Here is a 16,132-nt window from a genome sequence, read left to right on the forward strand (position 1 = left end):
GTGAGGCCGTTCATTAAAATTATTTTGTTCCGCAAAGTTCAGTCAATACTCTGAACGTGGATTTCGGGTGAAGGAATCCGATTCTCAATCCTTCAGCACCCCCGCGCGGAGCTTTGTCGATCAGTTGACAGCCGGCGGCTTGAGCGTCATTTAATGCCGCTTGAACATCTTCTACTGCAAACGCGATGTGATGCATACCACCACCGTTTTTTTCCACGAATTTACCGATAGGACCCTCTGGGTCTGTAGATTCGAGTAATTCGATCTTAGTTTGTCCTACCTTGAAGAAAGCGGTTTTAACTTTTTGATCTTTTACTTCTTCGATAGCGTAACATTCCAATCCTAAAACGTTTTCATAATACGGGATTGCTTCATCTAAGCTGGCAACTGCGATGCCGATGTGTTCAATATGTGTCGGTTTCATAACAAAAAAACATTAAAGTTATATATTATATTATAATCATTTAGCATATAATTGACGCAACTTCCGCAAGGATATTCCTTGTTAAATAATTAAAGCGCGAAACTACTCATTGTTATTGCGATTTTCAAGTAAAAGCGATAAATAATTTCAAAAAAAAGGAGTTTATATTTGTTTTAAATAAAGAGGGGATAACCTATGTGGTCGAATTGCGTAAAACTTGTAGTTTTTTGAACGAATATTAGGGATAAATCTAAAATATTGAAGTTATGAGCAAGCAAAAATTAGTAGTTTTTATTATCGCGATTATCGGTATGATCGCCACTTTTTTACCGTGGTACGAGATGGGAAATTCGGGTATGATTATGGGATACCGGACATCCGGTTGGTTCACGTTTATTATGTTCGCTTTGGCATTCCTGTTCGGGCTGCGCGGAAAGCAAAAAAACGATATGACCGGGGGATTGTTATATTTGGCTTCGATATTTTCCTTGCTTGCCGCTTTCGCGGTGATGTGGCAATTGATTGCTCTCGGGTTGAACAAGGAAGGAGCCCAGATGACTGTTGCCGGAAATATGATGGCACAACAGACACGGGTCCTTTATGGTGCTTATCAGGTATTGATCGCCGGAATATGTTTGCCGTTCGGGGCATTTTTGTTCAGGAATAAAAAAGTGGCACGTTAAATTGATTTTAAATACAGCTACCCGTGGGGCGAAGTCTTATACTTGATTGTGCAATGTACTACCCATGATTATAGGGTATATCCCATATAAGTGGTTCTTTAAATATACTTTATAGGGTAAATCTTCTATTATACTCCCATGAAACTTCCATCTATACTCTATCGCGATAAAAAATGGATGGTGTTTTATTTGGAATTGTATGAAATTTGTGGTATGAAAAGTACCTGTTGTATTTATTCACGATAATTATTCGGGATTGTAATTCCTTGTGTACACACCGAGTCTTGAAGATATACTCCCTCGGTTTACGACAAATGAGAATATCAATAGATTCAGGGATTTAAAAGATTGCCGAACGGGTAATTAAATTTTAAATTTAAAATCTAAAATTAGTAGGTTGTGACATTGAAAAAAAATTTCTACCTTGTCAACTCGTTTTTGCAGGAAAAAATTAATAATTAAATAATACAGATATGTTTGATAAAAACGTGTATATCAATAGAAGAAAGAGACTTATCGAGAAGATGAGCGGTGGTTTAGTGTTAATACTCGGCAACGAGGAAGCGCCGGCAAATTATCCGTCGAACACGTATAAATTTCGTCAGGATAGTTCTTTCCTTTATTTCTTCGGTTTGAATCACCCGGGGTTTGCCGGGTTGATGGACGTGGATTCCGGGGAAACCTGTCTGTTCGGGAATGACGTGGATATGGACGACATCATCTGGATGGGACCGCAACCGAGCGTGAAGGAACTGGCCGCCGGAGTCGGTGTCACTCAATCGGCTCCTTTCGCTAAATTGGCTGATGTGCTGAAGGAAGCGATCGGGAAAGGTCGTAAAATTCATTTCCTGCCGCCTTATCGCTATCACAATATGTTGTTGCTCGAGGATTTGTTGGGCATCAATCATTCTCTATTGAAAAGTTACGCGTCATTGGAATTGATCAAGGCTGTCGTGTCTTTGCGTTCCGTGAAGGAAGAGTGCGAGATAGAGCAGATAAATCTGGCTTGTAACATCGGTTACGAGATGCACGTCGCTGCCATGAAACACGCTTTGCCGGGACAGAAAGAGCAGTATATTGCCGGGTTGATCGAGGGAATTGCCGCTTCGTACGGGAGTATGGTTTCTTTCCCCGTGATTCTTTCCCAGAATGGCGAAACGTTGCACAATCACGATCATAGTAAAACGTTGACCGTGGGACGGATGATGCTGACGGATGCCGGTGCGGAGAACAACATGAATTATTGTTCGGACTTTACGCGTACGGTTCCCGTGGGTGGCAGATTTGACCAACGGCAGAAGGACGTGTACAATATCGTGTTGGCGGCGAACAACAAGGCGATGGAAATTGCCCGTCCGGGGGTAACCTATCAACACGTGCATCTTGAAGTTTGTAAAGTGTTGGCTCAAGGTTTGAAGGATTTGGGATTGATGAAGGGTGACGTGAATGCCGCTGTTGCCGCGGGGGCGCACGCTTTGTTTATGCCCCACGGTTTGGGACACATGATGGGGTTGGATGTTCATGACATGGAAGATTTGGGACAGATTTATGTCGGGTACGATGATGTAACCCGTCCGATTGACCAGTTCGGTACTTCTTCTTTGCGCATGGGACGGGAGTTGCAACCGGGATTCGTGGTAACGGACGAGCCGGGGTGTTATTTTATTCCCGCTTTGATAGACCAATGGAGAGAACAGGGATTGCATCAAGAGTTCCTCGTGTATGATAAGATCGAAACGTATAAAGATTTCGGCGGTATCCGTTTGGAGGATGATATTCTGATCACGAAGGACGGGTGCAAATGCATGGGTGACCGTCGTGCCCCGATCACGGTAGAGGAAGTTGAGAACACGATTAATGGGTAATGGATAAAAAAGTAAGATAATGAGATTTGTAGTATCAAGTAGTAGTTTTTTGACGAGGTTGCAGGCGGTGAGCAAGGTGATTAGTGGAAAGCCTGCGCAACCGATTTTGGATAATATTTTATTGGTCGCTAAAGACGATACGCTTTACGCGACGGCTTCCGACAAGGAAACCACGATGGAGGCGAAGGTGGAGTTGGAGAATCTGGAAACCCCGGGGAGTATCACTATTCCTGCCAAGTTGTTGCTGGATATCTTAAAAGAGTTCCCCGAACAACCTTTGACGTTCGATATTAATACCGGAACGAACGAGGTGAAGATTATCTCGGACAAAGGAGAATTTTCAGTTCCGGGCGAGAGTGCCGAGGATTACCCGGTGCAGTCTGCCATGAGCGAGGGGGTGACCTCGATTAATACCAATTGCGGTATGTTGCTGGAGGGTATTACCCGCACGGTTTTCGCCACCGCTAATGATGACCTGCGTCCGGTGATGAATTGTATTCTGGTCGAGATGAACGCGGATAATTTCACGTTCGTGGCTTCGGACGCTCACAAGCTGGTACGTTACAAACGGTTTGACGCCAAGACGGACGGGGATCAATTCTCTTTGATATTGCCGAAGAAACCGTCTTTGCTGTTGAAGAATATCTTGCCGAAGGACGAGAGTGAATTGCAATTGCAGTTCAACGAGAAGATGGCTTGCTTCACGTTCGGGAATTACAAGATGGTTTGTACGCTGGTAGAGGGACGTTTCCCGAACTACAATTCCGTGATCCCGCAGAATAACCCGAAGAAGATTATTATCGAGAAGAAAGAGTTGTATAATTCGTTGAGACGGGTATCCGTGATGGCTAATCAGGCAAGCAATCTCGTGAAGTTGGATTTGAGTAACAACACGATCGTGATTTCCGCGCAGGATGTGGATTACGCTATGTCCGGACACGAGACGATCACTTGCCAGTACGAAGGCGACGAGATGGCTATCGGCTTTAAATCTCCTTTCGTGCAGGAAATCCTGTCCAATTTGAACACGGAGTCTTTGGTACTTGAATTGTCCGATCCGAGTCGTCCCGGTTTGTTCTTGCCTTACGAGAATGATAACGAGAACGAGGATTTGTTGATGTTGTTGATGCCGATGATGGTTTAATAATTTTAGATTTAAGATTTTAGATTTAAGATTTCCCCTTGTGCGGGCTTGCGCTTTGGACGTTGTGGTGAGATTTATAATCTGAAATCTTAAATTTTAAATCAAAAATTGATAACTTGGAATTAAAATTGAATAACCCGATCGTGTTCTTTGATTTGGAAACGACGGGTATTAATATCGCGAAGGACAGGATCGTGGAGATTTCTGTTCTGAAAGTGATGCCGAACGGGAAAGAGGAGCAGAAGACGGTACGCGTGAACCCGGGGATGCACATTCCGGAACAGGCTTCAGCTATTCACGGGATATATGACGAGGACGTGAAGGATTGCCCGACATTTAAGGGGATTGCCAAGGATTTGGCTCGCTTTATCGAGGGGTGTGATTTGGGTGGATACAATTCAAATCGTTTTGATATTCCTTTGTTGGCGGAGGAGTTCTTGCGTGTGGACGTGGATTTCGATATGCGGAAACGCAAGTTCGTTGACGTGCAGACAATTTTCCACAAGATGGAACAGCGTACGTTGAGTGCGGCATACCGTTTCTATTGCGATAAAAATTTGGACGACGCGCATACGGCTGCCGCCGATACGACAGCTACTTACGAGGTGTTGAAAGCCCAGTTGGACCGGTATCAGGACACGTTGGAGAATGATATCGCTTTCTTGAGTAAGTTTTCGACGCAGAATAACACGGCGGATTTTGCCGGGTTTATCGTGTATAACGAGGATGGGGTAGAGGTCTTTAATTTCGGTAAAAATAAAGGCGTACCCGTGGTTCAAGTCTTGAAAGAGCAACCCGGTTATTTCGCGTGGATGCTGAACGGGGAGTTTCCGTTGTACACGAAAAAGATTCTGACGGAGATTCGGTTGAGGACGGCGGGGTTGGTGAAGTAATGTCCATATAATTATTAGTATAAAAAAGAAGGCTATTTTTATAGTCTTCTTTTTTTTGGGGCAGGGCTATTTTTATTGTATTTGCGGTTCTCGTGAAATAGTCGTGTTGCTTGATGAACCTTGTCCGCTTTTTTCCGTATATGTGTCAGGTAAAGTGATTAATAGGTGGGGTTAGATTGTGGGGTTGGGGATTTTGGCATAATCCTTGCTGTATAGCCTATTGTTGGAATGATTTATAATTAAATAGTCAATGGATTTATGAGATTTACATGGATGGTTTGCATGATACCTGCTTTTTTGTGGGCGGGGTGTAAAGGGAAAAAGGAGACGTATCAGGATATTGTTCGTCCCGTGAGAGTTGTGAACGTGGAGTCGTTGGGGGCGATTAATAAGTTGTACACGGGAGTGGTGGAAGCCGAGGAATATAGTAATCTGGCATTTAAGTTATCGGGGCCGCTGGTGGCAATGAACGTGGACGAGGGGCAGAAGGTGAAGAAAGGACAAGTGATTGCCGCGGTAGACCCGTTGGATTACAAGTTGCAATACGAGGCGAATAAGGCGGCTTATTTGACGGCAAAATCCCAGTTGGAGCGGAACAAGAGGTTGTTGTCCATGCAGGCTATTTCCAAGCAGGAATACGAGATCGCGGAAGCGAATTATATAAAAGGGAAGTCCGCTTACGAGACTTCTGCCAATACATTGGAGGATACCAAATTGCGGGCTCCTTTTGACGGGTTCGTGGAGAAGAAGTTCGTGGAGAATTACCAGAAAGTGATGCCCGGCGAGTCGATTATCAAGCTGGTGAACCCGAATAAGTTGGCAGTAGGTTTTACATTGCCGGAAACGAGTGTCGATCTGACTCGCACGCCGATGACGGTAACCGTGGAGTTTGACACGTACAAGGGAATTTGGTTCAAGGCGAGGGTGAAGGAATTTATAGACGCTTCTCCCGACGGGACGGGTATTCCCGTGAAACTGGTGATTGATGACAGTCGTTTTTCTCGTGACATTCATAATATTTATCCCGGTTTCTCTTGCAAGGTGAACTTGAAGATTGAAACGGCGGAGGGCGATGGTTATATCGTGCCGATGAGTGCGTTGTTCAAGAATCCGACGACGAACGCGACTTCCGTGTGGGTGTATGATCCTAAAACCGAAACGGTGAAGAGCAAGACGGTTGAGATCGGACAATTGTTCGGGAGTGACAAGATAATGGTACAGAAGGGACTCGCGAACGAGGATATTATTGTCGTTGCCGGGGTGAATTATATCACGGAAGGACAGAAAGTAAAGCTGTTAAAATAAAGGGAAGTTATGAATATAGCAAGATATTCGCTGGATAACACGAAAGTGATTTATTTCTTTTTGGCTATTTTGTTGGTCGGGGGAGTGCTTTCCTTTGATTTGTTGGGCAAGAAGGAAGATTCGCCTTTCGTGATAAAGACGGCAGTTATTATAACGAAATACCCGGGGGCGACGCCTGCCGAGGTGGAACAATTAATCACGGAGCCTATCGAGCGGGAAATACAGTCGATGCGGCGGGTGAAGAAGATTAAGTCGGATTCCTATTACGGGATGTCGAAGATTCAGATTGAATTGAATCCGGCAACCCCACCGGACGAGATGCCGCAGATGTGGGACGAGTTGCGGCGCAAGGTGTTGAATATTCAACCGGCTTTGCCGCAAGGGGCATCGACGATCAGCGTTTCGGACGATTTCGGTGACGTGTTTGGTATTTATTACGGGTTGACTGCCGCGGAAGGATTTTCTTATCACGATTTGAGGGAGTGGGGGCAGAAGTTGAAAACTCAACTGGTGTCGGTTGACGGGGTGCAGAAAGTCGCCTTGTACGGGGAGCAGACGGAAGTGGTAAACGTGTATATCACGATGTCGAAGTTGGCGAACTCGGGAGTGGATCTGAACTCGTTGATGCAGACGATCAAGTCGCAAAATTCATTGATAAACACGGGCGAGAAGCGTGCGGGAAATCTGGAATTGAAGATATTGGCGGACGGGACGTACAAGACATTGGATGATATCCGCAACCAGTTGATTGTGACACAAACGGGACAACAGGTGCGGTTGGGGGATATTACCACGATCGAGAAGGGATATCTCGATCCGCCGGGTAGCCTTATGCGGGTTAATGGAAAGCGGGCTATCGGGATTGGTGTTTCGACTGATCCGGAGCGGGATGTGGTGAAGACGGGGGATAAGGTGAAAGAACGTTTGAGCCAGTTGGAAGAGTTGATGCCCGTGGGAATAGAACTGGTGACGCTTTACCCGGAAAACGAGATCGCGCGGGAGGCGAATAACGGGTTCCTGTTGAATCTGGTGGAATCTGTCGTGATCGTGATTTTTATTATTTTGTTGGTGATGGGGTCCCGTGCCGGATTGTTGATCGGTTCCTCGTTGATCTTTTCTATCGGGGGCACGATGCTGATCATGCAGTTTATGGGTGTCGGGTTGAACCGGACGTCGTTGGCGGCATTTATTATCGCGATGGGTATGTTGGTGGACAACGCTATCGTGGTGACGGATAATGCCCAGATACTAATCAAGAAAGGGATGCGACGGCGGGACGCGTTGATACGGGGGGCTACTGTCCCGCAATGGGGATTGTTGGGTGCCACGTTGATTGCCATATTTTCATTCCTGCCTTTGTATTTGGCTCCTTCTTCGGTGGCGGAGATGGTGAAGCCGTTGTTTATCGTGTTGGCGATATCCCTGTCCTTGAGTTGGATTCTGGCATTGACGCAGACGACGGTTTTCGGTAATTTTATTTTGAAAGAAAATTCCGGGGGCGAGGGGAAAGACCCGTATGACACGAAGTTTTATAACAGGTTCGTGTCCGTGTTGCGGGGCTTGATTCGTTACAAGGTGGTGACGATCGTGTCGGTTGTCTGTTTGTTTCTGGCTTCGATGTATATCATGGGGGTGATGCCGCAGAATTTCTTCCCGAGTATGGATAAACCTTATTTCCGCGCGGATTGTTTCCTGCCGGAAGGTTTCAGTATCCGGGAGTCCGAGAAGATGATGTCGGATATCGAATCTTACTTGATGAAGCAGGAGGAAGTGACGAATGTTTCCGTGACGATCGGGGGGTCGCCGTTGCGGTATTATCTGGCAAGTACTTCTTTCGGTCCGAAAGCGAATTTCGGTAACTTGTTGATCGAGGTGGAGAAAAAAGAGCAATCCCCGGTGGTTGAAGCGCGGTTGAATACTTACGTGCGGGAGAATTACCCGGATATGCTGATCCGTTCCTCGTTGTTCAAGTTGTCGCCGGCGGTGGAAGCGGCTATCGAGATAGGGTTTATCGGGGAGAATATAGATACACTGGCAGCATTGACGGAGCGGGCAATGGGCATGATGCGGGAATGTGACATGGTGACGGATGTACGCGGTAGCTGGGGAAATAAAGTGCCCGTGTGGGAGCCTGCCTATTCGCAGGAACGGGGACAACGTTTGGGTATTACCCGTCAATCCGTGGCTTATGCTTTGAAAATAGCGACGAACGGGTTGGCTCTCGGTGATTTCCGCGAGAAGGATTTGTTTATGCCTATTCTGTTGAAAGAGGACGGGTTCGATAGCAAGAATCTGGATAACATGAAGACCTTGCCCGTGTTTGCCACGCGGGGGTTCACGGTCCCTTTGGCACAAGTCGTGGATAGTTTTGCCTATAATTATCATTATAACGTGATTAAACGGTACAATCGCGACCGGGTGATGATGGCACAATGTGATCCGAAACGGGGAGCTAACGCGAAAGCCGCTTCCGCACAGGTATGGGATAAGGTGAAGAAGATGGATTTGCCGGAAGGGTACACGATGAAGATATTCGGGGAGGACGAGAGTCAGGCGGAATCCAACGAGGCGTTGGCAGCCAATATGCCGTTGACGTTTATACTGATGTTTATCGTGTTGCTGTTGCTTTTCAGGACTTACCGGAAACCGACGATTATTTTGTTGATGGTGCCGTTGATTTTTATCGGTGTCGTGTTCGGGCTTCTGGTGATGGGCAAGATGTTTGACTTCTTCGCTTTGCTGGGAGTGTTGGGATTGGTCGGAATGAATATCAAGAACGCGATTGTGCTGGTCGATCAGATCGGTATAGAGCAGGAGAACGGGTTGGCTCCGCTGGATGCGGTATTGCAAGCCACGAAGTCGAGAATCGTTCCGGTGGCAATGGCATCGGGGACAACGATATTGGGTATGTTGCCTTTGTTGTTTGACGCGATGTTCGGGGGAATGGCGGCTTGTATCATGGGCGGTTTGCTCGTGGCGAGTTTGTTGACGATTGTCGTTCTTCCGGTGACGTATTGTTTGATATTTAGAATTAAAGCCGATTAATTTTAGATTTGATGATTTTAGATTTTAGATTTTAGATTGATGAAAAAGATGCTTTTAATAATAGGGGTTTTGCTGGTATTGGCGGGTGCGGTGACGGGACAGACGTTGACCGTGGAGCAATACCGGGCGAAGGTGTTGGAGTATAATCAGGATATAAAACAGGCGAAGGAGGCGGTGAATGCTGCCATGTTTGCCTTGAAAGGGATTAAGACGGGATTCTTTCCCAAGTTGCAGGTCGGGGGAAATTATTCGTACCAGATCGAAGACGTGGAGTTTATGCAGGGGGTGAATATGAAGCACGATAATTACACGGCGGAGGCTACGCTCTCGCAAAATGTGTATGCCGGAAGTGCGGTTCGGAAGCAGAAGGACGCGGCGGTTTTGCAGGAAGCGATAGCTCGTTTGGGCGAGGATTTGACCACGGATAATATTGTCTATGCTGCCGACGTGAATTACTGGACGGTGGCGGCGAACGAGAGCCAGTTTTATATAGCCCAAGAATTTGTATTGATAGTGAACGAGTTGGACGGTATCGTGCAGAAGCGTTTTGACGAGGGGGCAATCAGTAAGACGGACTTGTTGATGGTGAAAACCCGTTTGAAAGAAGCCGAATTGCAATTGTCCACGGCGACGATGAATTACCGGATGGCGATGCAATCTTTGAAAATCATGATGGGTACGCCGTTGGAGGAAAACGTGGTGCTTGTGGATTCTATCCAGAAGCCCGTGATTGTGCCTGTCTTACAACCGTTGGATGTCGCTTTGCAGCGTCGGGCGGATTATCAGATCGCGACACAGAATCTGACTTTGGCACAGCAGCAGACGAAAATCATTCGTTCAAAATATTTACCTCAGTTTGCCGTGGGGCTGAAAGAATCGTGGGGAACCCCCTTGATTAACGTGGACGGGAAAGAGAAATTCGCGACAACGGCTTTTGCCAAATTGAGTATGCCTGTCTTTAATTGGGGTGAAAAGCGTCAATATGTTCGTCAAAATAAAGCCATGGAAACGAGCAAGGAATTGGAGATAAGTAAGATGCAGGATCAGGTGAAGCAGGAGTTGGCTAACGCATGGGTGAAGCTCAACGAAACGTGGAAACGAGTGGAAATTGCCAATTCCACGCTGGAAATAGCCAAGGAGAATCTGAAATTGAACACGTTCAGTTATAACGAGGGGAAATTGCCGATATTGGATGTACTTTCTTCTCAAGCCACGTGGTTGCAGGCGTACACGAGTGTGGTCGCGGCAAATTACCAGTATAAGGTGGCTTACGCGGAGTACGTGAAGATATTGGGAGGGTATTGATTTATGATTTACGATTTACGATTTTGGATTTTAGATTTATGATTTGGTGATTCGGGGATTATTGATTTTGCGGACTTAAGGAATTGGGGCGTGTTTTGGCACGCCTCGATTCGTTTTGTAAAAATGTATAATAAGCGGGTAAATTTTCAAGTTTTTACGGGTATTTCTTCCAATAAATTGTATTTTTGCAGACTAATGGATATTAGTATTTAAAAGATTAGAGCGATATGACGATAGAGAAGATGCTTACTCAGCAAGTGCTGGAAGCCGTAAAGGCTTGTTACGGGGTTGAATTAACAGAAAAGGACGTTCAATTGCAGGAAACCCGCAAGGAGTTTGCCGGAGATTTGACGGTTGTTGTTTTTCCGTTTACCCGATATTCCAGAAAGTCGCCGGAAGAGACGGCGAAAGAGTTGGGAGAGTATTTGAAACAAAATATTGAAGAGGTGGAAACCTACAACGTGATCAAGGGATTTCTGAACGTGGTGATTTCCGCCGCTTATTGGATTGAGGTGTTGAACGAGGTGGCACGGGAAGAGAAGTACGGGTACGCGAAAGAACCGAGCGGGAAAACGTACATGATAGAGTATTCTTCACCGAACACGAACAAGCCGTTGCATCTCGGGCATATCCGTAATAATTTCTTGGGTTGGTCGGTATCGGAGATACAGAAAGCGAACGGGCATCATGTGATTATGGTGAATCTGGTGAACGACCGCGGTATCCATATCTGCAAGAGTATGATTGCTTGGGAGAAGTTCGCCAATGGTGCTACCCCGGAAAGCACGGGAACGAAAGGCGACCATTTCGTGGGGGATTATTACGTGCGTTTTGATAAAGAATATAAAGCCCAGACGAAGGAGTTGATGGAGAAGGGCATGACGGAGGAAGAGGCAAAGAAGCAAGCCCCGATATTGCTGGAAGCGCAGGAGATGTTGCGTAAATGGGAAGCCGGGGACGAGAAAACGGTTGCCTTGTGGCGGAAGATGAATGACTGGGTGCTGAAAGGATTCGAGGAAACTTACAAGATGATGGGTATCACGTTCGATAAGGTGTATTTTGAATCGGAGACCTACAAGAAAGGGCGTGATCTCGTGTTGAAAGGGCTTGCCGACGGCGTGCTTTACCGGAAGGACATGGGTAGCGTGTGGGCGGACTTGACGGGTGACGGGTTGGACCATAAACTGTTGTTGCGTGACGACGGGACTTCCGTGTACATGACTCAAGATATCGGTACGGCTTACGACCGCTTCAACGAGTTTAACATGGACCAAGAGATATACGTGGTGGGTAACGAGCAGAACTATCATTTTCAAGTGTTATCGTTGGTTTGCAAGAAACTCGGTTTCGATTGGGCGGATAAGATTAAGCATCTCTCTTACGGTATGGTGGAACTGCCGGAAGGTAAGATGAAATCACGAGAGGGAACGGTGGTGGATGCCGATGACCTGATTGCCGAAATGATTCACACGGCACGGACGACTTCCGAGGAACTGGGAAAATTGGACGGCTACTCGGAAGAGGAGGCGGAAGACGTGTACCGTAAAGTGGCTCTCGGGGCGTTGAAATATTTTATCCTGAAAGTAGACCCGAAAAAGACCATGATGTTTAACCCGAAGGAATCTATCGATTTTAACGGGAACACGGGACCTTTTATCCAATATACTTATACGCGTATCCGGTCGGTATTGCGCAAGGCGGAGGAAGCCGGAATACAAATCGTGCCGGGTGATATACATACCGGGTTGACGGAGAAGGAACAGAACTTGATTCGGTTTATCGCCAAGTTGCCCGCCGTGGTGAAAGAGGCGGGAGATAATTACAGTCCGGCTTTGCTTGGAAATTACGCTTACGATTTGGCGAAAGAATTTAATCAGTTCTACCACGATTATTCTATACTGAAAGAAGAGAACGAGCAGGTGCGGAACTTGCGTTTGTTGTTGGCTCAGCAGTGTAGCGTGGCTATCCGTAGCGCGATGGGAATGTTGGGGATTGAGATGCCGGAGAGAATGTAGACGGATTTTAGATTTATGATTTAAGATTTACGATTTAAGATTTAAGATAATGGAGAAAATTGAGCCTAAAGATATAAACGAGAATGTAATCCGGTTAATCGGGGACGAGTGGATGCTGGTAACGGCAGGTGACCGGGAGAAGTTCAATATGATGACGGCGAGTTGGGGAAGCATGGGCTTTCTTTGGAATAAACCGGTGGTGATGGTGTTCGTGCGACCGCAGCGGTACACGTTCGAGTTCACGGAGAAACGCGATACATTCACGTTGTCGTTCTTTGACGAGAGATATCGTCGGGCATTGAACGTGTGCGGTTCTGTTTCCGGTCGGGACACGGATAAGGTGAAGGAATGCGGGTTGACACCTTATTTCACGGAAGCGGGGAATCCTGCTTTCGAGGAAGCATCTCTCGTGCTGGAGTGCCGGAAGTTGTATGCCGATTTCTTGAAGGAAGAGGCTTTCACGGAACGGAAGATCGCGGATGTCCAATACGGGCAAAAGGATTTCCACAAGATGTACGTGGCTGAAATTATTAATGCTTGGGTGAGGAAATAACGAATGGATTTATGTACATATCATAGTCATTGCACCTTTTGTGACGGTAAGGCTCCGGCGGAAGAGTTCGTGAAAGCGGCTATCGAAGCCGGGTTTCATAGTTATGGGGTATCTTCACATTCCCCGCTTCCGTTCGATACCCGGTGGTCGTTGAGCAAAGGAGATGTTGAGGCGTATTTACAGGAAATGGAACGCTTGAAGAAACAATATGCCGGGCAAATCGAGTTGTACGTGGGGTTGGAGATTGATTACCTGAATGACGGCTGGGGACCCGCGAATGATTATTTCCAGCGGATGCCATTGGATTACCGTATCGGTTCTGTGCATTTGGTGACGAATGGGGAAACCGGTGAGATGATGGATATGGACGGTAGTTTCGATGATTTCCGGGAGAATTTCCTGAACGTCTATCACGATAACCTGAAACATCTCGTGCGGGATTATTTTCGTTCTTTAGCCCGTATGGTTGAACTGGGAGGTTTTGATTTCGTGGCGCACTTGGATAAGATTTGCATGAACGGTTCGTTGGTGGATCCGATGCTCACGGAACAGGCGTGGTATAATGAATTGTTGAGGGAGTATTTGCAACTGATAGCCGAGAAAGGCGTTATGGTGGAAGTGAACACGAAAGCGTACACGAAAAAGGGATTGATGTTCCCGAATGTAAAATATTTCAAGTGGTTGAAGGAGTTGAATATTCCCGTGATGGTAAATTCGGATGCCCATTTGCCTCAATTGGTGAATGATAACCGGGAATTGGCATTCCGCTTGTTGCGGGATGCGGGAGTAAAGAGTACCATGCGCCTGCATCGCGGGGTATGGGAGGAAGTACCTATGTCGGAAATTAAAAATTGAAAGATGAATAAATGTCTGGTCATTTTAGGTTGTTTTTTAACCTTTGTGTTGTGTGGTTGTTCCGGGGAAGTGGAGGATGATTTGTTTGATGTGTTGGCTAACGAGAAGCAAGCCATTCATGATTACCTGAATCAGCACGCAACCGGGGAGGTGCTGGCAATCCCTTATTACAGTCGTAAAGGGATGTTGATAGATTCTATTTTTATTTTTAATCATAACAGTAGCGGTGACGTGGCTAAGGATTCCGGATGGGTGGTGATGGATTATGACATGTATGATTTGAATGATAAGATATGGGATACCACGAATCCGGAAAAATGGAGTGAAGAGTTTACGCCGGGATATGCTTACGGCGGACCTGTGCTGCATCGGGTGGATACGGCGAGATATAATTTTTTAGGGGAGGCATTTCGGCATATCGGAGTGGGTGATGCCGGGGGTGAGGTGATTATCCCGTCGGTCTTGGGTGCGGTAGACGGGAGAACTTTGCGTTACAAGTTGACTTCTTATAATGTTTTCGATGATATCGCGGAGCATGAAAAAGAGTTGATGGATGCTTATATGGCTCCGTTTTCATCCGCCGACACTTTGCATGTTCTCCCGGGAGAGGTAAAATCGGATACGATTACCTATATTATATTTCTGGAAAGAGAGGGGGATACCCGGAAGTTGCAAACCGGGGATTCGGTTCTGCTGAATATGGTTTATGGGATACTGGATGAAAAAGGATTAAGTACTCGGACATTTAGGGCAATAAGGGAGGATACAACAAAGATATTGTTTAATGAACGGTGGCAAAGAGATATTCCCTCCGGGTTGACTAAAGGGTTGCAGCGATTGCAGCAAGGTGATTCGGCTCATATTCTTATCCCTTACGGGATGGCATACGGGGCAGCCGGGAGAACGCAGAGCGCACAAGGTGGTGGGAAGTATTATTTGGAACCTCCTTATTGTACATTGTGGTGTTGGGTAAGGGTAAAGGAGATATTCCCGCAAAATCAAGAAGAGTAGTATTTTTATAACAGCTAAATAAAAACGGAAAATGAAAAGAAATTATTGGATGATGATGCTTTGCTTGTTAGCAGGCGGTATCGCAGGTTGCTCGGATGATGACAAGGGACCGACTTGGAGAGAGCTTTTTGATGAGGAACGTATCCTTGTACGAGAGTTCATGAAAGATAAGAGCCCGAGGGATTCCGTCGTGTTCGATGTGGAATTTGATAAGCAAAAGTTTCAGGATGTGGCTTACGTGTTTAATTATAGCACGGATGATAGTAAAAAGCAACCACAAGATGGGCAATTTATTCTAGTGAATTATACTGATAGGACTTTAACCGGGAGTATTTTGGATGATACTAGAGTATCGGTTATCGGGGGTGAGAAGATACAGAATCCGAAATATCCCATGGGAGGTCCCGTTTACGAGCAGGTCATCTCGGATGAGGAAGTTTATTCCCATTTTTTCAAATATTTTCGGGAAGGAACATCCGGTTCTATCATTTTGTCAAGGTTACTTCGGGGAAGTTCCACTTACTTGTATCGCGAGTATAAGGTAGAGAAAATTATTGAGGGAAGTTTGTTGGATTATGAATACGAATTGATGGACGAATTCTTAAAGGCGAAAGGTTTTGATAGAAAGAATTCGATTGAAGTTCCTTCGAAAATGCTAAACGATACGGTTACTAGAATTGTAAAATTCGAAGAAATATCTAGTGCTTCTATTTTGCCCACGGACAGTGTTACCGTGCATTGTAATGGGTATATATTGGATGAATTCAGCGATAATTTTAACGAGGATAAACTTCGTGCAGTCCTGAAAATGGACGAGGAGAAGAAAGAAACATGGAAAGTTTCTGATTTGATAGAAGGATTGAAAGTCGGTTTGACTGAAATGAATGTAGGAGAGAAAGCGTATATTCTTATACCTTCCGGCAGGGCATACGGGAAAGGAATTTTAAACTATTACTATCAATATGTCATGCCGCCTTATGCAACTCTCGTGTACGAGATTGAAATTTTTAATAGAAAACCTAATGCCAAGTAGC

At 45.9% G+C, this 16,132-nt stretch carries 13 protein-coding genes; 12 read left to right on the top strand and 1 reads right to left on the bottom strand.

All coding sequences use genetic code 11. The features are described from left to right. Positions 1-19 precede the first annotated feature (19 nt). A complete protein-coding gene (mce, locus tag L0M98_RS08555) occupies positions 20-424 on the bottom strand; it encodes a methylmalonyl-CoA epimerase (protein WP_099294652.1) in 405 nt (134 codons plus the stop codon). 266 nt (positions 425-690) lie between these two features. Between mce and L0M98_RS08560 the strand changes: the two genes are divergently transcribed. The 12 genes from L0M98_RS08560 (at position 691) to L0M98_RS08615 (ending at position 16,131) form a co-directional block, all read left to right on the top strand. Then, complete coding sequence (locus tag L0M98_RS08560; RefSeq protein ID WP_099293099.1) at positions 691-1,107, top strand: hypothetical protein; 417 nt, start codon at positions 691-693, stop codon at positions 1,105-1,107. A 473-nt stretch (positions 1,108-1,580) separates the two neighbouring features. Beyond that, positions 1,581-2,972: an aminopeptidase P family protein gene (locus L0M98_RS08565; RefSeq protein WP_227215563.1), complete on the top strand. Its 1,392-nt coding sequence runs from the start codon at positions 1,581-1,583 to the stop codon at positions 2,970-2,972. 19 nt (positions 2,973-2,991) lie between these two features. Further along, on the top strand, positions 2,992-4,116 hold the full coding sequence (gene dnaN / locus L0M98_RS08570; protein WP_099293095.1) for a DNA polymerase III subunit beta: 1,125 nt from the start codon (positions 2,992-2,994) through the stop codon (positions 4,114-4,116). A 116-nt stretch (positions 4,117-4,232) separates the two neighbouring features. Continuing rightward, positions 4,233-5,009 carry a 3'-5' exonuclease gene (locus tag L0M98_RS08575; protein ID WP_227215564.1) on the top strand — a complete coding sequence of 259 codons (777 nt, stop codon included), beginning with the start codon at positions 4,233-4,235 and terminating at the stop codon, positions 5,007-5,009. Between the two features lie 258 nt (positions 5,010-5,267). Continuing rightward, positions 5,268-6,314: an efflux RND transporter periplasmic adaptor subunit gene (locus L0M98_RS08580; RefSeq protein WP_227215565.1), complete on the top strand. Its 1,047-nt coding sequence runs from the start codon at positions 5,268-5,270 to the stop codon at positions 6,312-6,314. A 9-nt stretch (positions 6,315-6,323) separates the two neighbouring features. Then, positions 6,324-9,359: an efflux RND transporter permease subunit gene (locus L0M98_RS08585; protein WP_186975795.1), complete on the top strand. Its 3,036-nt coding sequence runs from the start codon at positions 6,324-6,326 to the stop codon at positions 9,357-9,359. 48 nt (positions 9,360-9,407) lie between these two features. Next, on the top strand, positions 9,408-10,664 hold the full coding sequence (locus L0M98_RS08590; protein ID WP_227215566.1) for a TolC family protein: 1,257 nt from the start codon (positions 9,408-9,410) through the stop codon (positions 10,662-10,664). A gap of 227 nt (positions 10,665-10,891) precedes the next feature. Beyond that, complete coding sequence (gene argS, locus L0M98_RS08595; protein WP_227215567.1) at positions 10,892-12,679, top strand: arginine--tRNA ligase; 1,788 nt, start codon at positions 10,892-10,894, stop codon at positions 12,677-12,679. A gap of 49 nt (positions 12,680-12,728) precedes the next feature. Next, positions 12,729-13,232: a flavin reductase family protein gene (locus L0M98_RS08600; RefSeq protein WP_227215568.1), complete on the top strand. Its 504-nt coding sequence runs from the start codon at positions 12,729-12,731 to the stop codon at positions 13,230-13,232. Positions 13,233-13,235: 3 nt separating this feature from the next. Continuing rightward, positions 13,236-14,087: a histidinol-phosphatase gene (locus L0M98_RS08605; RefSeq protein WP_227215569.1), complete on the top strand. Its 852-nt coding sequence runs from the start codon at positions 13,236-13,238 to the stop codon at positions 14,085-14,087. Between the two features lie 3 nt (positions 14,088-14,090). After that, positions 14,091-15,098 carry a hypothetical protein gene (locus L0M98_RS08610; protein WP_227215570.1) on the top strand — a complete coding sequence of 336 codons (1,008 nt, stop codon included), beginning with the start codon at positions 14,091-14,093 and terminating at the stop codon, positions 15,096-15,098. A gap of 31 nt (positions 15,099-15,129) precedes the next feature. After that, a complete protein-coding gene (locus L0M98_RS08615; protein ID WP_227215571.1) occupies positions 15,130-16,131 on the top strand; it encodes an FKBP-type peptidyl-prolyl cis-trans isomerase in 1,002 nt (333 codons plus the stop codon). Position 16,132 lies beyond the last annotated feature (1 nt).

Origin of the sequence: Butyricimonas sp. DFI.6.44, from assembly GCF_022132345.1 — a bacterium.
Classification (GTDB): Bacteria; Bacteroidota; Bacteroidia; order Bacteroidales; family Marinifilaceae; genus Butyricimonas; species Butyricimonas muris.

What these genes read in the sequence shown, in the direction of transcription:
- mce (WP_099294652.1), bottom strand. Translation starts at nt 424, where the DNA reads ATGAAACCGACACATATTGAACACATCGGCATCGCAGTTGCCAGCTTA.
- L0M98_RS08560 (WP_099293099.1), top strand. Translation starts at nt 691, where the DNA reads ATGAGCAAGCAAAAATTAGTAGTTTTTATTATCGCGATTATCGGTATG.
- L0M98_RS08565 (WP_227215563.1), top strand. Translation starts at nt 1,581, where the DNA reads ATGTTTGATAAAAACGTGTATATCAATAGAAGAAAGAGACTTATCGAG.
- dnaN (WP_099293095.1), top strand. Translation starts at nt 2,992, where the DNA reads ATGAGATTTGTAGTATCAAGTAGTAGTTTTTTGACGAGGTTGCAGGCG.
- L0M98_RS08580 (WP_227215565.1), top strand. Translation starts at nt 5,268, where the DNA reads ATGAGATTTACATGGATGGTTTGCATGATACCTGCTTTTTTGTGGGCG.
- L0M98_RS08585 (WP_186975795.1), top strand. Translation starts at nt 6,324, where the DNA reads ATGAATATAGCAAGATATTCGCTGGATAACACGAAAGTGATTTATTTC.
- L0M98_RS08590 (WP_227215566.1), top strand. Translation starts at nt 9,408, where the DNA reads ATGCTTTTAATAATAGGGGTTTTGCTGGTATTGGCGGGTGCGGTGACG.
- argS (WP_227215567.1), top strand. Translation starts at nt 10,892, where the DNA reads ATGACGATAGAGAAGATGCTTACTCAGCAAGTGCTGGAAGCCGTAAAG.
- L0M98_RS08600 (WP_227215568.1), top strand. Translation starts at nt 12,729, where the DNA reads ATGGAGAAAATTGAGCCTAAAGATATAAACGAGAATGTAATCCGGTTA.
- L0M98_RS08605 (WP_227215569.1), top strand. Translation starts at nt 13,236, where the DNA reads ATGGATTTATGTACATATCATAGTCATTGCACCTTTTGTGACGGTAAG.
- L0M98_RS08610 (WP_227215570.1), top strand. Translation starts at nt 14,091, where the DNA reads ATGAATAAATGTCTGGTCATTTTAGGTTGTTTTTTAACCTTTGTGTTG.
- L0M98_RS08615 (WP_227215571.1), top strand. Translation starts at nt 15,130, where the DNA reads ATGAAAAGAAATTATTGGATGATGATGCTTTGCTTGTTAGCAGGCGGT.